Origin of the sequence: Marinisporobacter balticus (genome assembly GCF_004345705.1) — a bacterium.
Classification (GTDB): Bacteria; Bacillota; Clostridia; order Peptostreptococcales; family Thermotaleaceae; genus Marinisporobacter; species Marinisporobacter balticus.
Map to the genome: position 1 here is coordinate 26023 of NZ_SLWV01000029.1, position 21284 is coordinate 47306.

The following is a 21284-nucleotide window of genomic DNA, read 5'->3' on the forward strand; positions in this document are numbered from 1 at the left end:
ATCATTGCATGTTTTTCTCGTTATAACAACGTTTTTTGATACTTTCATTGATTTATTATTAACAAAATATCTTAAGGTTATACTTCAATAATACTACTAATCACATTTTCTCCTTCAATCTCAATGATTCCATAAGAAGCCCTAGAACCGTCTCTAGGCAGACTAAGACTTCCTGGATTCATAAGCAATACCCCATCATGTTTTATATTCACAGCCATGTGTGTATGTCCAAACAATACAATATCACACCCTAATTCTAATGCTTTATAATAAATTTTATTTAAACTCATCTTCACACCATATTGATGTCCATGTACTAAGAAAAGCTTATGTCGTTCGAGTTCTAAAATAATCTCCTTTAGCGCTTCTTCTCTGTCACAGTTTCCCTTTACAGCTGCTACTTTTATATTCATGTATTTTCCAAGAAATATGGCATCTTCATAGTGATCTCCCAAGTGGATCAATAAATCAATTTCATTCATTTCTGCCATAATATCTTGTGCTACTTCGATCCTTCCATGGGTATCACTCATTACCACAATCTTCAAGGTTCATTCCCCCTATAATAGATATGTCAATTTTTCTTTTAATTTTTCCAATGCTTTAGCTCTATGACTCATTTTATTTTTTAATTCTGGTCCTAATTCTGCAAATGTTTTATTGTACTTTGGCACAATAAATAGTGGATCATATCCAAATCCATTATATCCTTTTTCTTCAAATCCTATGCTACCTTCACATTCTCCTCTAACGCTAATTTTTCTGCCATCAGGAAATACAACAGAAATAACAGATACAAAGCGTGCCTTTCTTTTTTCAACAGGTATATCTTTTAGCATATCCAATAGTTTTTTATTGTTCTTATCATCTGTGGCGCCTTCTCCAGAGAATCTTGCTGAATATATCCCTGGTTTATTGTTTATAGCTTCAACTTCTAGTCCTGAATCATCTGCAATGGAAATAGCTCCAGTTTTTTTCATTACTTCCTCTGCTTTTTTCATAGCGTTTTCTTCAAAAGTTTCCCCATCCTCTATGATCTCCAGTTGTTCTAATCCAACTTCATCCATAGCTTTTATTGCCAGTGGAAAATCTTTTAAAATCTCTTTAATTTCTTCTAACTTATGTTTATTTTTTGATGCAATAACTATATTATTCACCCATACCTCCTCCTGACTCTTCTTTATTTGATGCCCCAATTAGTTTTCCTAATTTCCCTAGTGCTGTTTTTTGCATTGCTATTAATTCTTCGTTCCCTTTTTCAGCTAACGCCAAAAGATTATTTAATTCTTGTCTACTAAAAGGTGCTTCTTCACCCGTCCCTTGAATTTCTACAAATTCTTTTTTATCTGTCATAATCACATTCATATCTACTTTTGCGTTTGAATCTTCTTTATAGCACAAATCCAGTAATGCCTCTCCATTTACTACTCCTACACTTACAGCTGAGACATAATTTTTTATAGGTAATATCTTGATTTGTTTTGCCTCATACAGTTTGTGTAATCCTTGTACAAGTGCTACAAATGCACCTGTTATAGATGCTGTTCTTGTACCCCCATCTGCCTGCATCACATCACAGTCTATCCATATCGTTCTTTCTCCTAAAGCCTCTAAATCCACTACAGAACGTAGTGTTCTTCCAATAAGTCTTTGAATTTCTTGCGTTCTTCCATCAACTTTTCCTCTACTTGATTCTCTTATTTTTCTTGTTTGTGTAGATCTCGGAAGCATTCCATATTCTGCTGTAATCCATCCAGTACCCTTCCCCTTTAAAAATGGTGGCACGCGTTCTTCTATAGAAGCTGTACATATTACCTTTGTATTTCCCATCTCTATAAGTACTGAGCCTTCTGCATAGGCTAAATAGTCCTTTGTTATTGTAGCTTTTCTTAATTCATTTTCTTTTCTACCATCAAATCTCATGTTTTCATCTTCCTCTCGTATTCCTTATAACTCTAAATTATTTTACCACACTATTCTAGGTATTGCATCTCACATTATTTTATCCCTTTATAAAGTCATTTATCAAAAATATATTCTTATTCTATCCATCTTATAAAAAGCTAGTAATTTTCAAAAGGACTCCTATTTTTTCATAGAAGCCCTTTTTTACTTGTTCGGAAAGTATAGATTTTTTAGAATATAGATAACTAGCGCATCTTAAACATTTTATGCTAAGCCAATTCTAAAGCAATTTCTATCATATCTGTAAGTGTTTTTTCTCTTTCTTCAGCTGTGGTTTCTTCGAATGTAACTAAACTGTCACTTACAGTTAGAATTGTCAGTGCATTTGCACCTAACCTTGCTGCATTCATGTATAGTGCTGCTGCTTCCATTTCTACCGCCAACACACCCATATTAGCCCATTTTTTCCAAGCATCTCTATCGTCATTATAGAAAACATCACTAGAAAGTATATTTCCTACCTTTGTATCAATCCCCTTTTTATCGGCTGCTTGTTTTGCCTTTAGTAGCAATTCAAAGCTAGCTGTAGGAGCATAGTTTCCTGGTACCCCATAGTGATGATCATATCTTGAATTTGATGAAGCACTCATCGCTAAAATTACATCCCTTACTTTTACATCTTTTTGAAAGGAACCACATGAGCCGATACGAATCAAATTTTTCACATCATATTCAGTGATCAATTCATATGAATAAATACCAATCGACGGCATACCCATCCCAGTTCCTTGAACTGAAACTCTTTTTCCTTTATACATTCCTGTGTAACCATACATTCCACGTACTTCATTATAACACACAACATTTTCTAAAAAGTTTTCAGCTACATATTTTGCACGCATCGGATCTCCTGGTAAAAGAATCGTTTCTGCAATATCTCCTTTTTTTGCTCCTATATGGACTGTCATTTGCATTCCTCCTCTAACTATATTCACATTCATTTTATACCATTTTTTATTATTTATCCATTATCTATATTTTAAAAAAAAAGCAATGGAGCTCTCCACTGCTTTTTTTACTCATATTGATTTGCAAAAGTTGGTACAGCCATAGGTTTTTCTTTACTTTTGTCTCCTATTTTCAATTCCTTTCCATCAACAAGAAGCTTCACACCAGCAATATCTGGATACTGCTCTTTTATCGTCAAACCAAATGATTTTGCCACACTATCTGCTGCTTGATCATTTTCTACAATATCTAATATTTCTTCAGAAAGATTGATACAAGCTATGCTATCATTTACATCTACACTTACTATATGGGTTCCCTTTGGAATCTCACTGTAAAGCCCTAGTCCTTCTGGAGGACCTTCAACTAAAGCATCTAATGCGTCTAGTAAATTTACGGAAGCTACTGCTTCCTTTTCTACAGCCTTTGTAACCGGTACAAAATAAGATTCTAATCCATTCGTTGTTCCTTCATAATATACAACCACTTTATCTTCACTAGGTGTAGCACTTACATAATTAATATTATCTCTTGTGATTGCTTGTGCTACATTTGTATCATAGGTAAGCGTTGTAGGGATTTTCCCATCAATCATAATTTGAACACAATCAATCGTTGGAAATTCAGTCAATGTATATACAACAGCTTTAACCAATGCTGCTTCTTCTTCCTTACTAAAGTAATTTAGAAAATCACTACTAAAATCTACTTTACAAAGTCCTTCTCGAATACTCATTCCTTTTATTTCTGTATTTGCTGGAATAACTGGAAGTAATCCAATTTCCTCAATATCCTTTTTGTTTGTTGGACTATCCACTATTGCTCTTAATGCTGTTTTAGCGATTCCCCGTCCCTCTGTCCAAGGTAGTTTTTTCATAACAGGTACTAAAAATCCTTTTTCATCTTTATAATATAGCACTGTATTTCTAAGTGTATCATCGTTTTGTGTATCATCAAAGCTTTCAATAATATTTGAAGCAGCTTGATCTCCATCTTCAAATAAACCTTTCACCATGCTAATCGGATTTGTACATCCAACTAAACTTACCACCATACATATTAACAAAAAAATTGAAACTACTCTTTTCACCTTCATCCGCTTCTCCCCCCCAATAACTATCTATATAAAATTATATTAAAGAGGGAAGGATACTATGTCTAAAACCAAAAATTTGACTTATTTTCTTTTCATTCTCTTCAAATAGCCTCCACGGATATGTTTTGTATCCATAATAGTGATAAAAGCACCTTTGTCAAATTGATTCAATAGTTTATTCAATTTAGGAAGCATATTTCTTTGTAGTACAATATTAAGAATGTACCTGATACCATCTCGTCCATATCCTTGTATCACTGTAACACCAAAACCTTCATTTCTTAATACTTCAACTAACCCTGTTTCATCTTCCTTTGTGATTACTTGTGCTGTTACATCTCCAATTGCCATCTTTTGCTCTAAATATACCCCCACAATCTGTCCTGTACCAAATCCTAATGCATATGCAATTAAATTCCCTATATCATTTAGCTGGGTCATGATTTTTTGTAGTACGAAAATATATATAAGTATTTCTACAACCCCTAGAGCAGCAGCTTGATACTTCTTCCCACGGACCAATAGAATTGTACGAATAACTGAAATAGATACATCCGCAACTCTTGAACCAGCAATTAATAAATACCCTAAAAATACCCCCATAATTTTCCCTCCTAATATTTTCTATTTATACTCCCCACTCATTATATACGGATTTCTATCTTTCGAGAATACTATTCTTTATAATATTATAATGAACGCATTAAAATTATTTTATTAGCAAAGGAGATGCCAAATTAAGGCATCTCCTCCATATTATTTTAATACAATTTCATCAAAATATCTTTTTATACCATTAAATAATGCTTGTGCTGATTTTTGTCTGTAACTTTCTGTAGCCGCTAATTCTTCTTCTCTCGCATTACTCACAAACCCCATTTCTGCTAAGACTGCTGGCATATTCGTTTCTCTTATAACAACTAAGTTTGGTCTGTCCACAATGTTTCGATCTGTAGCATTTAAGCCCTTTACCATTTCCTCTTGAACAATTCTCGCAAAAGTTTTATTATCTCTTGGGTCATTTTCAAAATAAAGAGTTTGTACTCCTGAAACCTCTTTATTAGGTGTCCAGTTATAATGAACGCTCACAAACGCATCTGCATTTAATCCATTTGCTACTTCTGGTCTTCCATATAAATCAAGGGTGGTATCATCTGTTCTTGTCATATACGTTTTAAATCCAGCTTCTTCTAATAATTTATTCAGTCTTAATGCTGTATCTAACGCCAGATCTTTCTCATTCATCTTTAATCTACTACCATGAGTACCTGGATCTTTTCCTCCATGACCTGGATCTATTACAACGAGTTTTCCACTATACCTAGAAGCCCCAATATTTCTGTTTTCTAGTTCTATTGTAATTTCATTCGTAATCTGTTCTCCTTTAACTCTATAGCCTGTTCCATCTGTTAGTTTTACACTTATGTAGTAGTATTCATTATCTACTGAATCATTAATACTGATCGTCTTTATCATATGATCATCAATATTTAGTTGTGTATTTTTTAACTCAATTTTATCTCTTGGAACTTTTAGCATAAGTTCATTATTGTTTTGAACATAATCTATGTAATATTCTCCTACACTTTCTAATACTAATTTTAATAAAGATTGATTAATATCTTGCTTTTGATAGTCAAACCCCTGCAACGGCTTATTATTCACATAAACTAATATATCTGTATCTTCACTGTCAACAAATATATTTTCAAAGTTCTGTCCTTCTTCAAGATCTAAAACAACTCGAACAATTTTATCATCTTTATCATAATTGTTATCTGGTGCAAATTGCGCCGTTCGAATTCTTTTAATCCCACTAGTTGAAACAGAAACTTCATTACTTTCAACTTTAAGTTTTGCATTTAGAACATCTACCACTACTTTATTTCCTAAATTCATAATATTATATATTGGTACCTCTTCTGTGTGAATGACAATTGCCTCCGCATTATTTCTTTTTTCTACTTTTATATTTTTCACACTATTTAAAAATTCAACCTTAATGCCTCCTATTTCTTTATCATAAGAAATATGATAGCCTTTTGGCATCTCCAAATCAATTACAAACCTCGTTATATTCCTAGGACTATTTTCAAATATAGATCCTCTAATAGCCTTAATTCCATCCATATTAATTGTTTTGTTCAACAAGCCGTTACTTTCTTCAAAAGAATCATCTTTTATAGCAAAATTTGAATTTGGAATATCTAAAACCAATCGATCATAGCTACCATATTTGCTTCCCTGCAAATACATTGAAGTAAAATCAACCATCCCTGTAGTCTTAATCACCATCTGCGAAATCACTTTTGTGTCGTCATATTCAACAGATATTATAGATTGTTTTGGGAAATCAACGGTCGCAGTAGTCGTCTCTTGAATCCACCCTACATCCATACCAAGCTGTTCCGCTACAAATCGCAAAGGTACCATGGTTCTAAAATTTCCTTGATAGCCTAAAAGTTTTGTTGGCACATTGTTTGGAAGATTCACTTTTTTTCCATTCACACTGGCTACAGCGCTGTCTACCGTTAGTACAACAATCTTTTCTCCCGTTGTAATTGTAGCTTCACGTTTTTCTTGATTCCATTCTATTTTTGCCCCTAGATTTTCCACAACAAATCGGATAGGCACCAAAGTTCGACTTTTTTTATTGATGGTGTAAAGAAGAGGTGGTACATCTGTATAAACATCTTTTCCTCCCATCAAAAGATTTACACTTCGTACTTTCTGTGTTTTTGTAGACATGCCATCTACAACTTCTATATTACTTTGCTCAAGTTTCACTCCAAAAGTAGTCGTATACATACTAAAAACGATTGTAAATACAAGCAAAATTGACATTATACGCTTCATTATTTATCCCCCTAATTATAATACTTCATCCCTTTGCTCAAAAAAGAACAGAAATATTTTATTTTCGACACTTTTATCTTCCTTCTTACAGTTATATCATTTTAATAAAACTCCTGTCAATTTCCTTATTCTATTTGTAATTGAGATGTAATAATATCTTTAAATGTATATATTGAAAAAGAGATGCAAACTTGATGCATCTCTTTTTCCTTCTATTGTACTTCATCAAAATATCTTGTGATCCCGTTAAATAATGCTTGTGCACATTTTTGTCTGTAGCTTTCTGTATTGGCTTTTCCTTCTTCCGTGACATTAGATATAAATGCCATTTCCGCTAAGACAGCAGGCATATTTGTTTCTCTTATGACAACTAATTTAGGTCTATGCACAACCCCTCGATCTATAGCTTTTAATTCTTTTACCATTTCATTTTGAACAATTTTGGCAAAAGTTTTATTGTCTCGTGTAAGATCATCTCCATTGTAAAGTACTTCTACCCCACTTATTTCTTTGTTTGGATGCCAATTATAGTGAATGCTTACAAATGCATCTGCATTTAATCCATTTGCTATTTCTGTTCTTTCATATAATCCAACATACGTATCATTATCTCTTGTCATATACGTATTAAAACCAGCTTCCTCTAATAACTTACTTAATCTTTCTGCTGTATCTAATGCTAAAGCCTTTTCTTGTAAATTTAATCTACTACTATGAGCCCCTGGATCTTTTCCACCATGACCCGCATCAATGATAATCATTTTTCCATTATATTTAGAATGATCAACTTTACTATTCTTAAATGCTACTTTGATTGCATACAGTTCTTCATATTCTGTTTCAATTTTATATTCTGTTCCATCTGTCAGTTTTATTTTTATATCATAGTACGTTTTATCTGCATCATCAATCTCTATAGATTTTACCATATTGTCATCAATATTGAATACAGTATCTATAAGAGCCATTTTACTTTTAGGTATTTTTAGTACAAGTTCTTTGCTTGCAGCATTATACTCTGTATCATATTTGTCTTTTTCTTCTAATGATAATGTGAGCATAGACTGGTTTATACTTTGTTTTTGATAATCAAATCCTTGTAGTGGTCTATCATTTACATAAATAAGTATATCCATTCCTTCGTGTTCAACAAATATATTTTCAAAGCTTTGTCCTTTCTCAAGGTCTAGTACAACACGCACGACTTTATCCTCTTTCTCATAGTTGTCATCTGGAACAAATTGTGCTGTTCGAATTTTTTTGATCCCTTTTTGAGAAACGGTAATCTCCTCTTTATTAAACTTTAATTTGGCATTTAAAACATCTACAACTACCCGCTCGCCTAAGTCTATAATATTATACACTGGAACCTCATCTGTATGTATAACAATTGCATCTACATTATTTCTTTTTTCTACTTTTATATTTTTTACAGTATTTAAAAAATCTACCTTAATCTCATTCTTTTCTTTATCAAAAGAAACATCATATCCCCTTGGCATTGCTAATTCGATTGCAACTCTTGTTATATTTCTAGGATTTATATCAAGCGGTGAAACACTAATGGTCATAATCCCATTATCATACACTTTTTTTCTTATGCCACTACCGTCCTTCCGAAAGGATTGATCATTTATATTAAAATTCGCATTAGGTATATCTAAAATCAACCGATCTGTCCCTCCAAATTTACTTCCAGGTAGATAGATTGGAGAAACATTTACCGTTCCCGTCGTTTTGATCACAACACGCGGTGTATCTTTATACGTAATGGCTTCAATGGAAGTTATAGATTGCTTTGGGAAATCAACCGTTGCTGTAGTGGTTTCTTGTATCCAGTTTACATCCATTCCAAGCTGCTCTGCTACAAAACGTAAAGGAACCATGGTTCTAAAATTCCCTTCATATCCTAAAAGCTTTGCTGGAACGTTATTAGGAAGTTGCATTTTTTCACCGTTTACAATGGCTGTCGCACTATCAATTTTTAATATAATGCTTTTTTCTTCAGTAGTAATTGTCGCTTCACGTTTTTCTTGGTTCCACGCTATATTTGCACCTAAGTTTTCAACTATAAATCGAATAGGAACCAACGTACGGCTTTTGTTATTAATGGTGTAAAGAAGTGACGGAACGTCTGTATATATATCTTTTCCACCCATTAAAAGGTTTACATGATATACTTCTCCAGTCTTTCCAGTAACCCCATCTGCAATCTCTATAAAAGTTCTTTCTATCTTCAAGCCAAAAGAAGTCGTAAACATTCCTAGAATCATAATAAGCACAATAAAAACTGATACGATACGTTTCATTATTTGTCCCCCTAATTTCATCACAGTAATCACCATTTTTAAAATTACATACGCTAGATCTCTATATTTTACAATTTTTCTTCTACATACAGTTATATCATCTTTATAAAACTTATGTCAACTTCTACGCCTCTATTGTAATTTAGATTTAACATACGCTATATATTTCCAAAAATATAGACCTATTTGAACAAATCTGCATTATTTTGCATATTACATCCTTTTCTCTTATTTAAATCATTGGACACAAAATATTTTTTTCCATTCTTCTACACACAAAATCCTGTGATCTGAAAGAATATATTCTATCCGAATATCTTCAGGCTTAATAGAATGGTTAACAAGTACTTCCGCATCATACCCTTTCTTTTTATCTATTCTTACCTTTAGATTTTCTTCAAAACTCAATGATGTTTCCCAATATTTTTTTAACAGCCTTTTTCCTTTGGTTTCTAAATAATGACTACATGCTTCGAAACCTTTTATATTTCGGAGTATGTATGGCTCATAGATTTCATTGGCACAATTCTCATTTGCTATCCAGCATTTTTTAGGGTTTATTTTAATAGACAGAATCGCACTATGAGAATGAAATTTATGGGTTTTGGGATAGTTCATACTGGCAAAGATTGCCCTACTTCTTATTACCCAATTAGGTACTGCGTCTGACTTTTGTTTATCTATACATTGATGAAATCCATCATATTTTGTTTTATAGGTTACTTTATCATCAAAAACAATCCCTGTTCTTAGTGTTTTTTTTAAATCTGTAAGACTAATAATATGATAAATTACACCCGTCTGTCCATAATCTAAAAATAACATAGGTGCACCTCCTAAAGATTCATTCAAAATAAACGCACTCATCTTGGTCATTATTTCAAATATTTTCTTTTCAGTAAATAAATATTTATTTATATACTGTGACCTTTTAAATTATTCTATACTTAGAAATTACTTTTCTTTATTCATATATACATTTTTTTCAAGACATGAATTTTATTTGATTTTCAAATAATATACATAGGAGGCGATGTATCGGATGACTAACATTAACTGCGTTCTACCCTGTTTCTTTGAACTTGATGGAAAATGCAGACTTACGCATGTAACTGCTTTATCTTCAACTCCCCGTGCTGAATGTTTATATTTTGTGCCTAAAAAACAATCAACACATATGCAACGACCTATCAATACACTATATAACAACATTTAAACTTTCTATATCACCCTATTATTTCGAAAAACTCTTTTATACAAACTTGCTTTGATACGATTTACTCAAAATTTTGATTTAAAATAGAAAAAAGATGATAATTTATACCATCTTTTTTCTATGATTATTCTATCGATGCCTGCCCAAAGAACCAATGACCCATCTTTGTTCTTTGCCAGTCTTTCACTCTTTCTTTTACCATTAGCGGTCTTGTGTAGTAATAAATAGGCATAACAATATTTGTCTCCATCATTACATCTTGTGCTTTATATAATAATCCGAATCTTTCTTTTCCTGTCAACAATTTTGAACCTTCAATAAACTCATCATACTCTTTGTTATTCCACTGACAGTCATTATTTCCTGAATAGGATAACCACAAATCAAGCATAGTCATAGGGTCTGCATAGTCTCCTAACCACCCAGCTCTTGCAATTGTAAAATTTCCATGATGTCTTGCATCTTGACATACTGCCCATTCTTGATTTTGAAGTTTTACATGAATCCCAAGATTTTGCTTCCACATTTCTTGAACAGCTTCCGCAATTGCTTTGTTCGCTTCTTGTGTATTATAGATTACTGTAATCTCTGGAAAACCCTTTCCATCAGGGTATCCAGCTTCTGCTAATAATTTCTTCGCTTCTTCTATTTTTGCACCATTTGGATCTATATAATAATCTCCAGCAACCTTTTGAAATTCATTTCCATCTGCATCTAATAATCCCGGTGGTGTAAATCCTGTAGCAGGTAATTGCCCACCCTTTGCAATTTTTTCGCAGATAGCCTTTCTATCGATTGCCAAAGTCAATGCTCTTCTCACTCTTATATCATCTACAGGTTTTTTATTTACATTGAATATGTAATAATAGGTTCCAACTTGTGGCCATATTGCAAAAGTTGGATCTTCTGCTTTAAGTCTTGGTATTTCTTGCACTGGAAGCTGATCAATCACATCTAATTCATCCGCTTCATAAGCTGTTAGCGCAGTTGATTCTTCTACAATCATAAGTGCTTCTATTTTATCAATTTTCACTTTATCTGCATTCCAGTAGTTTTCATTTCTCTCAAGAACAATTCTATCTCCCATAGCATACGCTGTTACTTTAAACGGCCCATTTGAAATAGCTTTTTCAGGATTTCTAGCCCAGTTTTCTGGATCTTTTTCTACTACGTCAGCTCTTACAGGCATATACGTATAAAATCCTGTTAAAGCAAGAAAGTAGGGTGTTGGTGCATTGAGTGTAACCTCTAAGGTCTTATCATCTTTTGCAGTGATTGCTACATCTTCAAGCGCTCCTTTTCCTTCATAAGCATCCTGTGCGCCCTTTATGTAGAATAATTGGAATGCATATTCAGCAGGCTCTGGAACCAAATTAGGATCTAATGCTCTTTTCCAAGCATATTCAAAATCTTGTGCTGTCACAGGCTTTCCATCTGACCATTTTGCATCTCTTAAATGGAAGGTGTAAGTGAGTCCATCTTCAGATACATCACAGCTTTCTGCTATAGCTGGCTGTAGTTTTCCATCAATTTCTCTCATTAACCCTTCAAAAGTATTATTGATCACATGCCCACCATCAGCAGCACTGTTTAACTGTGGATCTATTGTCTTAGGCTCTGTCCTTAAATTCCATATTAATACAGATCCTTCTTTCGTTTCTTCGCGTGTTGCTTGTTCACTTTGATTTTCTTGTGGCTCTGTTTGATTATTGCCTCCACATCCTGTAACTGTGGTAATCATTAACATCATTACCAAAATCAACGTCAAACTTCTTCTTACCAATTTTATCCCCCCTATTTTTATTTTAATCTTAGAATGAATTTTTTTATCACCTCCATTTGTATATCTATAATTTAAAAACCTTCATGTAACATAAATATAAGAACTACAGCAAATGACAAGCTGCTGTATGCCCTTTCCCTAAGTTTTTCATTTCAGGTTCAACCTCGCTACATTTTTTCATTGCATATTTACATCTGCTACAAAACCTACATCCCAAAGGTGGATTGATCGGACTTGGCACATCCCCTTCTAGTAAAATGCTTTGTCTTGTTTTTAATATCTCTGGATCTGGAATAGGTATAGCTGATAAGAGTGCTTTTGTATAAGGGTGAGCAGGATTTTTAAATATTTCATCACGATCTGCAATCTCTACTAATTTCCCAAGATACATTACCCCAACCCGATCAGATATATAACGGACCATAGATAAATCATGGGCAATAAATAAATAAGTAAGTCCCAGTTCTTTTTGTAAATCCCCTAACATATTTACAACTTGTGCTTGTATAGAAACATCTAATGCAGATATAGGTTCATCGCATATAATAAACTCAGGCTTCACTGCTAGCGCACGTGCAATCCCTATCCGCTGTCTTTGTCCTCCACTAAATTCATGGGGGTATCTTATTGCATGATCAGGATTTAATCCCACTTTCGCTAGCAAATCATGAATGATCTCTATTCTTTCTTTCCCCCCTGCAATTTTATGGATATCTAAAGCTTCTCCAATAATATCCCCTACTGTCATACGTGTATTTAAAGATGCATAAGGGTCTTGAAAAATCATCTGCATTTTCTTTCGAAATGGATGTATTTCTTTTTCAGGCATTTTCCCTATTTCTACGCCATCAAAGATGATTTCTCCACCTGTAGGTTCATATAAACGAATAAGTGTTCTTCCTGTAGTGGATTTTCCACATCCAGATTCCCCTACTAGTCCTAATGTCTCGCCCTTTTTAATATAAAAACTTACATCATCTACTGCTTTTACACATTGTATTTTTTTTTCGAAAAACCCCTTTTTTATTAGAAAGTATTTCTTTAGATTTTTCACTTCTATACATATATTCTTATCTTTTTTAGAAAGATGTACATTTGTATTACTCATGATATACTCCCCCTCTTTACGCCAGTATCCACTTGGATTTTAGGAGCATCTTCATGGAGTAGCCAACATTGAGACCGATGATTTTTCTCCGCCTCAAAATAAGGCGGCATCATTTCTTCACAAACTTTCATTGTGTAAGGGCATCTCGTAGCAAATGGACATGCCTTTGGCGGCTTTAATAAATCTGGTGGTGATCCTTCTATGGGTACTAATCGCTTATTTTCTCCCAAATCTAGTCTTGGAATTGATTTTAATAACCCCATGGTATAAGGATGTTTTGGATTATAAAATATTTCTTCCGTTTTTCCTTCTTCCATAATAAGCCCACCATACATAACGAGAATCCTACTACACACATCTGCTACAACCCCTAAATCATGCGTAATCAAAATAATAGATGTATTAATTTTTTCCTTCAAATTTTTCATCAGTTCTAAAATCTGTGCTTGTATGGTAACATCTAATGCAGTTGTTGGTTCATCTGCTATAAGCAAATTTGGTTCACAAGAAAGGGCCATGGCAATCATTGCTCTTTGTCTCATTCCACCACTAAATTCATGAGGATAATTGTCTACACGCTTTTCAGGTGAAGGAATACCCACCAATTTCAATATTTCTATTGCCTTCTCTCTTGCTTTTCTTTTGCTTAATCCTTGATGTCTTCGAATGGCTTCCATGATTTGATTGCCAATTGTATATACAGGATTTAAAGAAGTCATAGGATCTTGGAATATCATCGCTATTTCATTGCCACGAATACTTTGCATCTCTTTTTCAGGCATATTTGTAATATCTTTTCCATTAAACGTAATCTCTCCACCTACAATCCTTCCAGGATACTGAAGCAACTTCATAACAGACATGGATGTAACACTTTTTCCACTTCCAGATTCTCCAACAATACCAATGGCTTCTCCTTTATCTAAGTAAAAACTTACCCCTCTTATGGCTCTAACTTCCCCTACATGGGTAAAGAAAGATGTTCTAAGATTTTTCACTTCTAATAATCTTTCGCTTCTCATATTATCCACCTCTTTTCTACTTACGAAGTCTTGGATCTAGGGCATCTCTTAAACCATCCCCTAAGAAATTGAATGCCAACATGGTAATACATATCGCTGCTGATGGAAAAAATAACTGATACGGATAAGATCGAAGCCCTCCTAATGCATCACTTGCGAGAGAACCCCACGAAGACATCGGTGCTGAAACCCCAAGTCCTATAAAGCTTAAAAAAGATTCTGTAAATATAGCACTAGGAATCATCATGGTCATTGTAACAATAATAGAACCCATCGCATTTGGAATTAAGTGTCTAAACAATATTCTCCCTATACTCGCCCCTAAAGTTTTCGCTGCCAATACATATTCTTGCTCTTTTAGGCTCAGTATTTGGCCCCGTACAATCCTTGCCATTTTGACCCAATAGATTGTTCCAAGGGTAATAATGATACTTTTAAGACCAGATCCTATTACCACCATTAAAATAATTGCATATAAAACTAAAGGAATGGTGGAAATAATATCTACAATCCGCATCATAATATTGTCTACCCGTCCACCCATATATCCTGAAATGCCTCCATAAAGAATCCCTATAAAAAAGTTAACAATCGTTGCAACTACAGCAACAACTAATGAAATACGTGCACCATACAATACCCTTACATACAAATCTCTCCCATGTGCATCTGTACCAAATAAATGGTCTTCACTAGGACCTTCATTCCCTCTTAAAAGATTTTGATCAGAATAGCTATATGCAGAAAACCAAGGACCCACAATAGCCAATGCAAAGATCAAAATAATCATCATAAGTCCTAACATAGCCAATTTATTTCTCTTAAGTCTTCTCCAAGCATCTTGCCAATAGGTCATACTCGGACGGTCTATTTTTTCTTTTTCACGTTCTTCACTACTTATTGGTTGCCACATTTCATGTGAAATACGACGCATCTTCATCTCTTCATCTCCTTCCTACTCATCCATTTTGATCCTTGGGTCAATCAATCCATAGGTAATATCTACAAGTAATACCATAACAACTAAAAAAATAGCATAAAATATAGTGATCCCCATGAGTACTGTATAATCCCGATTCCCTACACTTTCTACAAAATGTTTTCCCATTCCAGGAATAGCAAATATTTTCTCTACCACAAATGATCCTGTTAAAATTGCTGCCACAAGGGGCCCTACATAAGTTACAACAGGAATTAATGCATTTTTCAATGCATGTTTTCCCACTACCACAAATTCGGATAACCCTTTTGCCCGTGCTGTTCGAATATAATCCTGCTGTAATACTTCAAGCATACTAGACCGGGTAAGTCTTGCCACAAAGGAAAGAGAAAATCCACCCAAAGCAATTACTGGACCAATATAATGTTTCCAGCTTTTTAATCCGTAAGAAGGAAGCCACCCAAGTTTGGCACTAAATATATAAATAATTAACGTTCCTAGTACAAAGCTTGGTATCGTTACCCCTAAAGTTGCTAAAAACATAGCCAATTGATCCTGCCATTTATTTTGTTTCAATGCTGAGATAATTCCTATTGGAACCCCTAAAATAAGAACAAGTAACACGGACAATCCACCAATTTTTGCAGAAATAGGGAATCCTTCTTCTATCAATTTATTTACGGTTACACCTGTACGCTGAAAGGAAGGTCCTAAATCCCCTTTTATGACACCACCTAAATAATCTACATATTGTCTCCACAAAGGCTGATCCAAATTAAACTTAGCTTCTAAAGCCTTCATAACAGCAGGAGGCAATGCCTTTTCTCTTGTAAAAGGTCCACCTGGTATAGCATGCATTAAAGCAAAAGTAATGGTAATGACCAATAACAAGGTAATGCCCATAGAAAATACTCTATTTACAATAAATCTTCCCAAAATTATCACGCTCCTTTACAATCTATTTACACTTGTTTATTACCTTTATATAGTCTATGCCTTCTTGTCCTATTCATGATAACTATTTTTAGATCTTATAAACTTCACTCAACAAAATACAAATCGTTTTTTAATAATCATAATTTTCTAATATAACCAAATATTATATATTAAAAAATATACACAAAAAATAAGGACAGGTTTTCATCCCATCCTTCATTCTCAAAAAAAATATAGAACTAGTAGCATACTAGTTCTATAACATCATTTATAAAATATTTATATAATCAGCTTTCCAAAATCTTCTTCGCTGATGACCTTAATGCCCAACTGATTTGCTTTGTCTAATTTAGATCCAGCTTCAGCCCCTGCCAATACATAACTTGTTTTTTTGCTTACACTTCCTGAAACCCTGCCACCTAAATCTTCTATTATTTTTTTTGCTTCACTTCTATTATATTTCTCTAATGTTCCTGTCAATACAAATGTTAGTCCTTCAAATTTTTTTTCTATATTTTCAGTATTTTCATCATTAGTCTTAAGCGATTTCATATTTACCCCAGCATTTCTTAACTTCTCTATCATCTCAAGGTTTCTTTCTTCTTTGAAAAATGCCACAACGCTCTGTGCCATTTTATGTCCAATCTCAGGAATGACGGTTATTTCTTCATCACATGCCTTCATCAAAGCGTCCACACTTCCAAAAACATCTGTTAAAAGCTTAGCTGCTCTTGCCCCTACCAATTTAATCCCTAACCCAAAAATCACGCGCTCTAAATCATTCTTTTTAGATTTTTCAATCGCTTCTATCAAATTTTGCGCAGATTTTTTTCCCATTCGCTCTAACGGAAGAAGATCTTCTCTTTTTAAATAATATAAATCTGCAGCATCCTCTATTAAATTGTTCCCCAAAAGTAATGTAACAATCGACTCTCCAAGGCCATCAATATTCATCGCATCTCTAGATACAAAATGAATCAATCCTCTTCTTAATTGGGCAGGACAAGCAGCATTCATACATCTTGTGACTGCTTCTCCTTCTAAACGAACAGTTTCTTCTTTACAAATAGGACAAATACTCGGCATTTTAAATATTTTTTCTTCTCCTGTTCGTTCCTCCAATAACACACGTACCACTGCTGGTATAACATCTCCTGCTTTCTCTATAATTACCGTATCTCCAATGCGAATATCCTTCTCGCTAATATAATCTTCATTATGAAGCGTTGCACGACTAATCACAGAACCTGCTACTTTTACTGATTCAAGTTCTGCTGTTGGTGTTAATGCACCTGTTCTTCCTACTTGAACAACAATATCTTTAACAACCGTTTTTTGTTGCTCTGCTGGAAACTTATACGCAATAGCCCATCTTGGGCTCTTCGATCTTGTGCCAAGTTCTTCTCTTTGAGATAAATCATTTATTTTAATAACAAGCCCATCTATTTCAAAATCTAGGCTACTTCTTTTTTCTGACCATTTTTCACACTGCTTGGTAACTTCTTCTATACTATTATGAACTTCATACATAGAAGTTTTAAACCCTAATCTTTTCAGATATTCAAAGCCTTCTGTATGCTTATCTAAAGTCTTATTTTCAATTTTTTGGATATTAAAAACAAATATATCCAGATTTCTTTGAGCTGCAATTTTAGGATCAAGCTGTCTTAAAGATCCAGCTGCTGCATTTCTAGGATTTGCAAAAATCATCTCTCCATTTTCCTCTTGTCTTTCATTGAGCTTCAAAAACTTTTTCCGGGGGATATAGACTTCTCCCCTTACTTCAATATCTATAGCTTCCCTAAGTTTCAACGGAATCGTCTTTACTGTACGCAAATTCTTAGTGATGTCTTCTCCAACGATACCATCTCCACGAGTAGCCCCTTGAACAAATTTACCTTTCTCATACTTCAAGCTTACAGACAATCCATCTATTTTAGGTTCTAAAACGTATTCAATCTTTCCATGAATAGTTTTTTGAATACTTCTATCAAAATCAAATAAATCCTCTTTATTATAAGAATTACTTAAACTAAGCATTGGAACACTATGCTGTACTTGTTGAAATACTGATAATGGTTCTCCACCAACTCTTTGGGTTGGGGAATCCTCACTCATAAGTTCTGGGAATTGTTTTTCTAATGCTATTAATTCATTCAACATCCTATCATATTCATAATCTGTAATTTCTGGATTATCTAATACATAATATTTATAATTATGTTCATTTAACATTTTAATTAATTTATCCACTTTTTGATGTGCATTTTCTTGATTCACAAAGATCCTCCCTTCGTTAGCCGTTACTTAAAAATTGCATTATACAATTTTTAAGTATTTTTTATATCCTAACTTTTACATCTAGATTATCGTAATAGGCGCATACTCCATGACTAATTTCTTAATTCCAGCATTGTCAAAAGCTATGGTCAATTCTGTATCTTTTCCTTTTTGTTTTACAGATATAATCGTACCTATTCCAAATTTATCATGCATCACTTTACTCCCAGCCTTTATTTCCTTTGATGCTGTACCCGGAGTGGCTTTAGGGGTATCTTTTAGGCTTGCACCTCTATAGATTCCTGCTGCTGGCGCTAAGCTCTGTCTATCTTTTTTCATGATTTCTTCTTTATCTCGATCAATCAGTTGTTCTTCAATTTCATCAATAAATCTGGATATAGGATTATAGTTAGTTTTTCCATATAATGTTCGCATCCGTGCATGACTTAAGAATAATATTTCTTCTGCTCTCGTAATTCCAACATAACAAAGTCTTCTTTCCTCTTCAAGGTCTTTATCATCATTTAAAGCTCTTGATATAGGGAAAATCCCTTCTTCCATTCCTCCAAGGAATACTACTGGAAACTCTAGTCCTTTTGCACTATGAAGCGTCATCAGTACCACAGCATTTTCTTCATCATCCATTTTATCTAAATCTGAAACCAGTGAAATATTTGATAAAAATTCTTCTAATGTCTTGATTTCACTATTTTTTTCAAAATCCATAGCAACAGATAAAAATTCTTGTAAGTTTTCTATTCTTGACTGTGCTTCTACTGTATCTTCTTGCTTAAGTTCATCCATGCATCCTGATTCTTCTAGTACCATTTTGATCAGTTCTGTTACGCCAATACTTTCCTTTTCTAAGCCATACTTACTAATGATTAATACAAATTTTTTAATTCCTGATATGACTCTTTTTGAAAACCCTTGTATCAATTCATCCTCTAATAATACACTAAATAGACTTTCTCCCGTTTCATTTGCAGCTTCTTCTAATTTCTCGATGGTCCGATTTCCGATTCCTCGTTTGGGGACATTGATCACTCTTTTTAAACTTACATCATCTACAGGATTTTGAATCAAACGAAGATAGGCAATAATGTCTTTAACCTCTTTTCGATCATAAAACTTTAGCCCTCCATAAATACGATAAGGAATGCTTGATTTCATAAGCATATCTTCCACTACACGGGACTGGGCATTTGTTCTATACAGTACTGCAAATTCCGAATAATTTCTTCCATCCGTATTTACCATATCCATCATTTGCTTTACGATAAACTGCGCTTCATCATGCTCATTGGTTGCCTTATAGTATCTCAACTGATTTCCAGCATCTTGTGAAGTCCATAATTTTTTACGCTTTCTTCCTCTATTGTTTTGTATGACACAATTCGCAGCATCTAATATATTTTGGGTTGAACGATAATTTTGTTCTAATTTAATTACAGTAGTATTTTTAAAATCATCTTCAAAGTTTAAAATATTTCTTATATCTGCCCCCCTCCAACTGTAAATGGACTGATCATCATCGCCAACAACACATAGATTTCCGTGTTTACCTGCAAGCATATTGATCAATTTATACTGAAGTTGGTTTGTATCTTGATACTCATCCACCATGATATACTTGAATTTATTTTGATAATAAGAAAGTACCTCTTTATCATTTTCAAATAATTCTACTGTCTTAAAAATCAAATCATCAAAATCTAGTGCGTTGTTTTTCTTCAGTTTTTTCTGATACCATGCATAAATTTCTCCGATTTTCTCCATCTGAAAATCCCCAGCATATTCTTTTATGAATTTCTTTGGGGTAAACATTTTATCCTTTGCCTCACTAATTCTATGTTGTACCATAGGTAGTGGATAGTTTTTATCATTAATATCTAATTTTTTATAGCATTCCTTTAAAACGACCTTTTGATCCGTACTATCATATATAACAAAGTCACTGGTATATCCTATTTTTTCAATATCACGTCTCAATATTTTTACACAGGAAGAGTGAAAGGTACTCACCCATATATCTGTACGTCTTCCTAATAAATCTTCTACCCTATATCGCATCTCTTTTGCAGCCTTATTTGTAAAGGTAATAGCTAAAATACTTCCTGGATAAACCCCTAGTTTGTCTACCAAATAAGCTATCCTATGGGTCAAAACCCTCGTTTTTCCCGATCCTGCACCTGCTAATAGAAGAAGTGGCCCTTCTGTTTTTAAAACTGCCTCCCTTTGAGGAGAATTTAACATGGATAAATCCATAAGTTTGCTCCTTTCTTTTGCACATTTTTTCAAATTTGACCGTCTATATGTAGCTTTTTTATTATCATTTAAAGAACTTCGATAAAAAATAGTATATCATATTTTCCGTTGTTTCAGTAGGGGAAGGGAACATTCGTTTCATACAGAAACGCTAGATTGTATGAAACAAACACAATCTAGCGTTTAACGAAAAGTATTATATAATTTTAAAAATATTCCTGTGATTAATGAAAAGATAGTACTATGATTTGTAGTTTTGCAAATATAAATCCTATTAAAATTAGTAACACCGTCATTAAAGAAACCAAAAAAAGATTTGATTCTGTTTTTTGTACAATGATAATATAGCGCTGAGGGGCATATGCCTTCTGGAATATTGTGAATCGCTATAGCTAATGCTATAAAAATACTTATTTTAGAGTCTGAAACGATTCCAATAGCGATCACCATTCTTAGAGGGGAAAGTCTGAAATATATCAAGATAACAGTCCAATAAGTTTATGGGCATAGCAAACAAGCCATTGAAGATGACTTTAAAAATCAATTTACTTTCTATT

General features: G+C 33.6%; 16 protein-coding genes. All 16 read right to left on the minus strand.

Going from position 1 to position 21284, the window contains the following annotated elements; translation table 11 throughout:
* Nucleotides 1-77: 77 nt before the first annotated feature.
* The 16 genes from EV214_RS15425 to pcrA all read right to left on the minus strand — a co-directional run bounded on the left by EV214_RS15425 (nt 78) and on the right by pcrA (nt 20727).
* Nucleotides 78-539 (minus strand): metallophosphoesterase, encoded by a 462-nt coding sequence (locus tag EV214_RS15425; protein ID WP_243116689.1) that lies wholly within the window; start codon nt 537-539, stop codon nt 78-80.
* Nucleotides 540-560: 21 nt separating this feature from the next.
* A complete protein-coding gene (locus tag EV214_RS15430) occupies nt 561-1157 on the minus strand; it encodes an XTP/dITP diphosphatase (RefSeq protein ID WP_132247339.1) in 597 nt (198 codons plus the stop codon).
* Entirely contained in the window at nt 1150-1923 is a 774-nt protein-coding gene (gene rph / locus EV214_RS15435) for a ribonuclease PH (protein ID WP_132247341.1), read from the minus strand. The genes EV214_RS15430 and rph overlap by 8 nt, the downstream gene beginning before the upstream one ends.
* 251 nt (nt 1924-2174) lie before the next feature.
* Nucleotides 2175-2873, minus strand: a complete 699-nt coding sequence (gene deoD / locus EV214_RS15440) for a purine-nucleoside phosphorylase (RefSeq protein WP_132247343.1) — start codon at nt 2871-2873, stop codon at nt 2175-2177.
* A 107-nt stretch (nt 2874-2980) separates the two neighbouring features.
* Nucleotides 2981-4009 carry a GerMN domain-containing protein gene (locus tag EV214_RS15445; RefSeq protein WP_132247345.1) on the minus strand — a complete coding sequence of 343 codons (1029 nt, stop codon included), beginning with the start codon at nt 4007-4009 and terminating at the stop codon, nt 2981-2983.
* Nucleotides 4010-4090: 81 nt separating this feature from the next.
* Entirely contained in the window at nt 4091-4612 is a 522-nt protein-coding gene (locus EV214_RS15450) for a DUF2179 domain-containing protein (RefSeq protein WP_132247347.1), read from the minus strand.
* A gap of 153 nt (nt 4613-4765) precedes the next feature.
* Entirely contained in the window at nt 4766-6865 is a 2100-nt protein-coding gene (locus EV214_RS15455) for an N-acetylmuramoyl-L-alanine amidase (RefSeq protein WP_132247349.1), read from the minus strand.
* Nucleotides 6866-7077: 212 nt separating this feature from the next.
* Nucleotides 7078-9174: an N-acetylmuramoyl-L-alanine amidase family protein gene (locus tag EV214_RS15460; RefSeq protein WP_165916413.1), complete on the minus strand. Its 2097-nt coding sequence runs from the start codon at nt 9172-9174 to the stop codon at nt 7078-7080.
* A 237-nt stretch (nt 9175-9411) separates the two neighbouring features.
* Nucleotides 9412-9999 (minus strand): hypothetical protein, encoded by a 588-nt coding sequence (locus EV214_RS15465; protein WP_132247353.1) that lies wholly within the window; start codon nt 9997-9999, stop codon nt 9412-9414.
* Between the two features lie 515 nt (nt 10000-10514).
* Nucleotides 10515-12173: a peptide ABC transporter substrate-binding protein gene (locus EV214_RS15470; protein WP_207669709.1), complete on the minus strand. Its 1659-nt coding sequence runs from the start codon at nt 12171-12173 to the stop codon at nt 10515-10517.
* Nucleotides 12174-12276: 103 nt separating this feature from the next.
* Nucleotides 12277-13281, minus strand: coding sequence for an ABC transporter ATP-binding protein (locus tag EV214_RS15475; protein WP_132247355.1), 1005 nt, complete (start codon nt 13279-13281; stop codon nt 12277-12279).
* Nucleotides 13278-14303 (minus strand): ABC transporter ATP-binding protein, encoded by a 1026-nt coding sequence (locus tag EV214_RS15480; RefSeq protein WP_132247357.1) that lies wholly within the window; start codon nt 14301-14303, stop codon nt 13278-13280. Before EV214_RS15480 ends, EV214_RS15475 begins: the two co-directional genes overlap by 4 nt.
* A 16-nt stretch (nt 14304-14319) precedes the next feature.
* The gene (locus EV214_RS15485) at nt 14320-15243 is read right to left on the minus strand and encodes an ABC transporter permease (protein WP_330571325.1); all 924 of its coding nucleotides are present in this window, start codon (nt 15241-15243) and stop codon (nt 14320-14322) included.
* Between the two features lie 15 nt (nt 15244-15258).
* On the minus strand, nt 15259-16188 hold the full coding sequence (locus tag EV214_RS15490; protein WP_334295691.1) for an ABC transporter permease: 930 nt from the start codon (nt 16186-16188) through the stop codon (nt 15259-15261).
* 270 nt (nt 16189-16458) lie between these two features.
* Nucleotides 16459-18459 (minus strand): NAD-dependent DNA ligase LigA, encoded by a 2001-nt coding sequence (ligA, locus tag EV214_RS15495; protein WP_207669710.1) that lies wholly within the window; start codon nt 18457-18459, stop codon nt 16459-16461.
* Between the two features lie 81 nt (nt 18460-18540).
* On the minus strand, nt 18541-20727 hold the full coding sequence (gene pcrA / locus EV214_RS15500) for a DNA helicase PcrA (RefSeq protein WP_132247361.1): 2187 nt from the start codon (nt 20725-20727) through the stop codon (nt 18541-18543).
* Between the last annotated feature and the right edge of the window lie 557 nt (nt 20728-21284).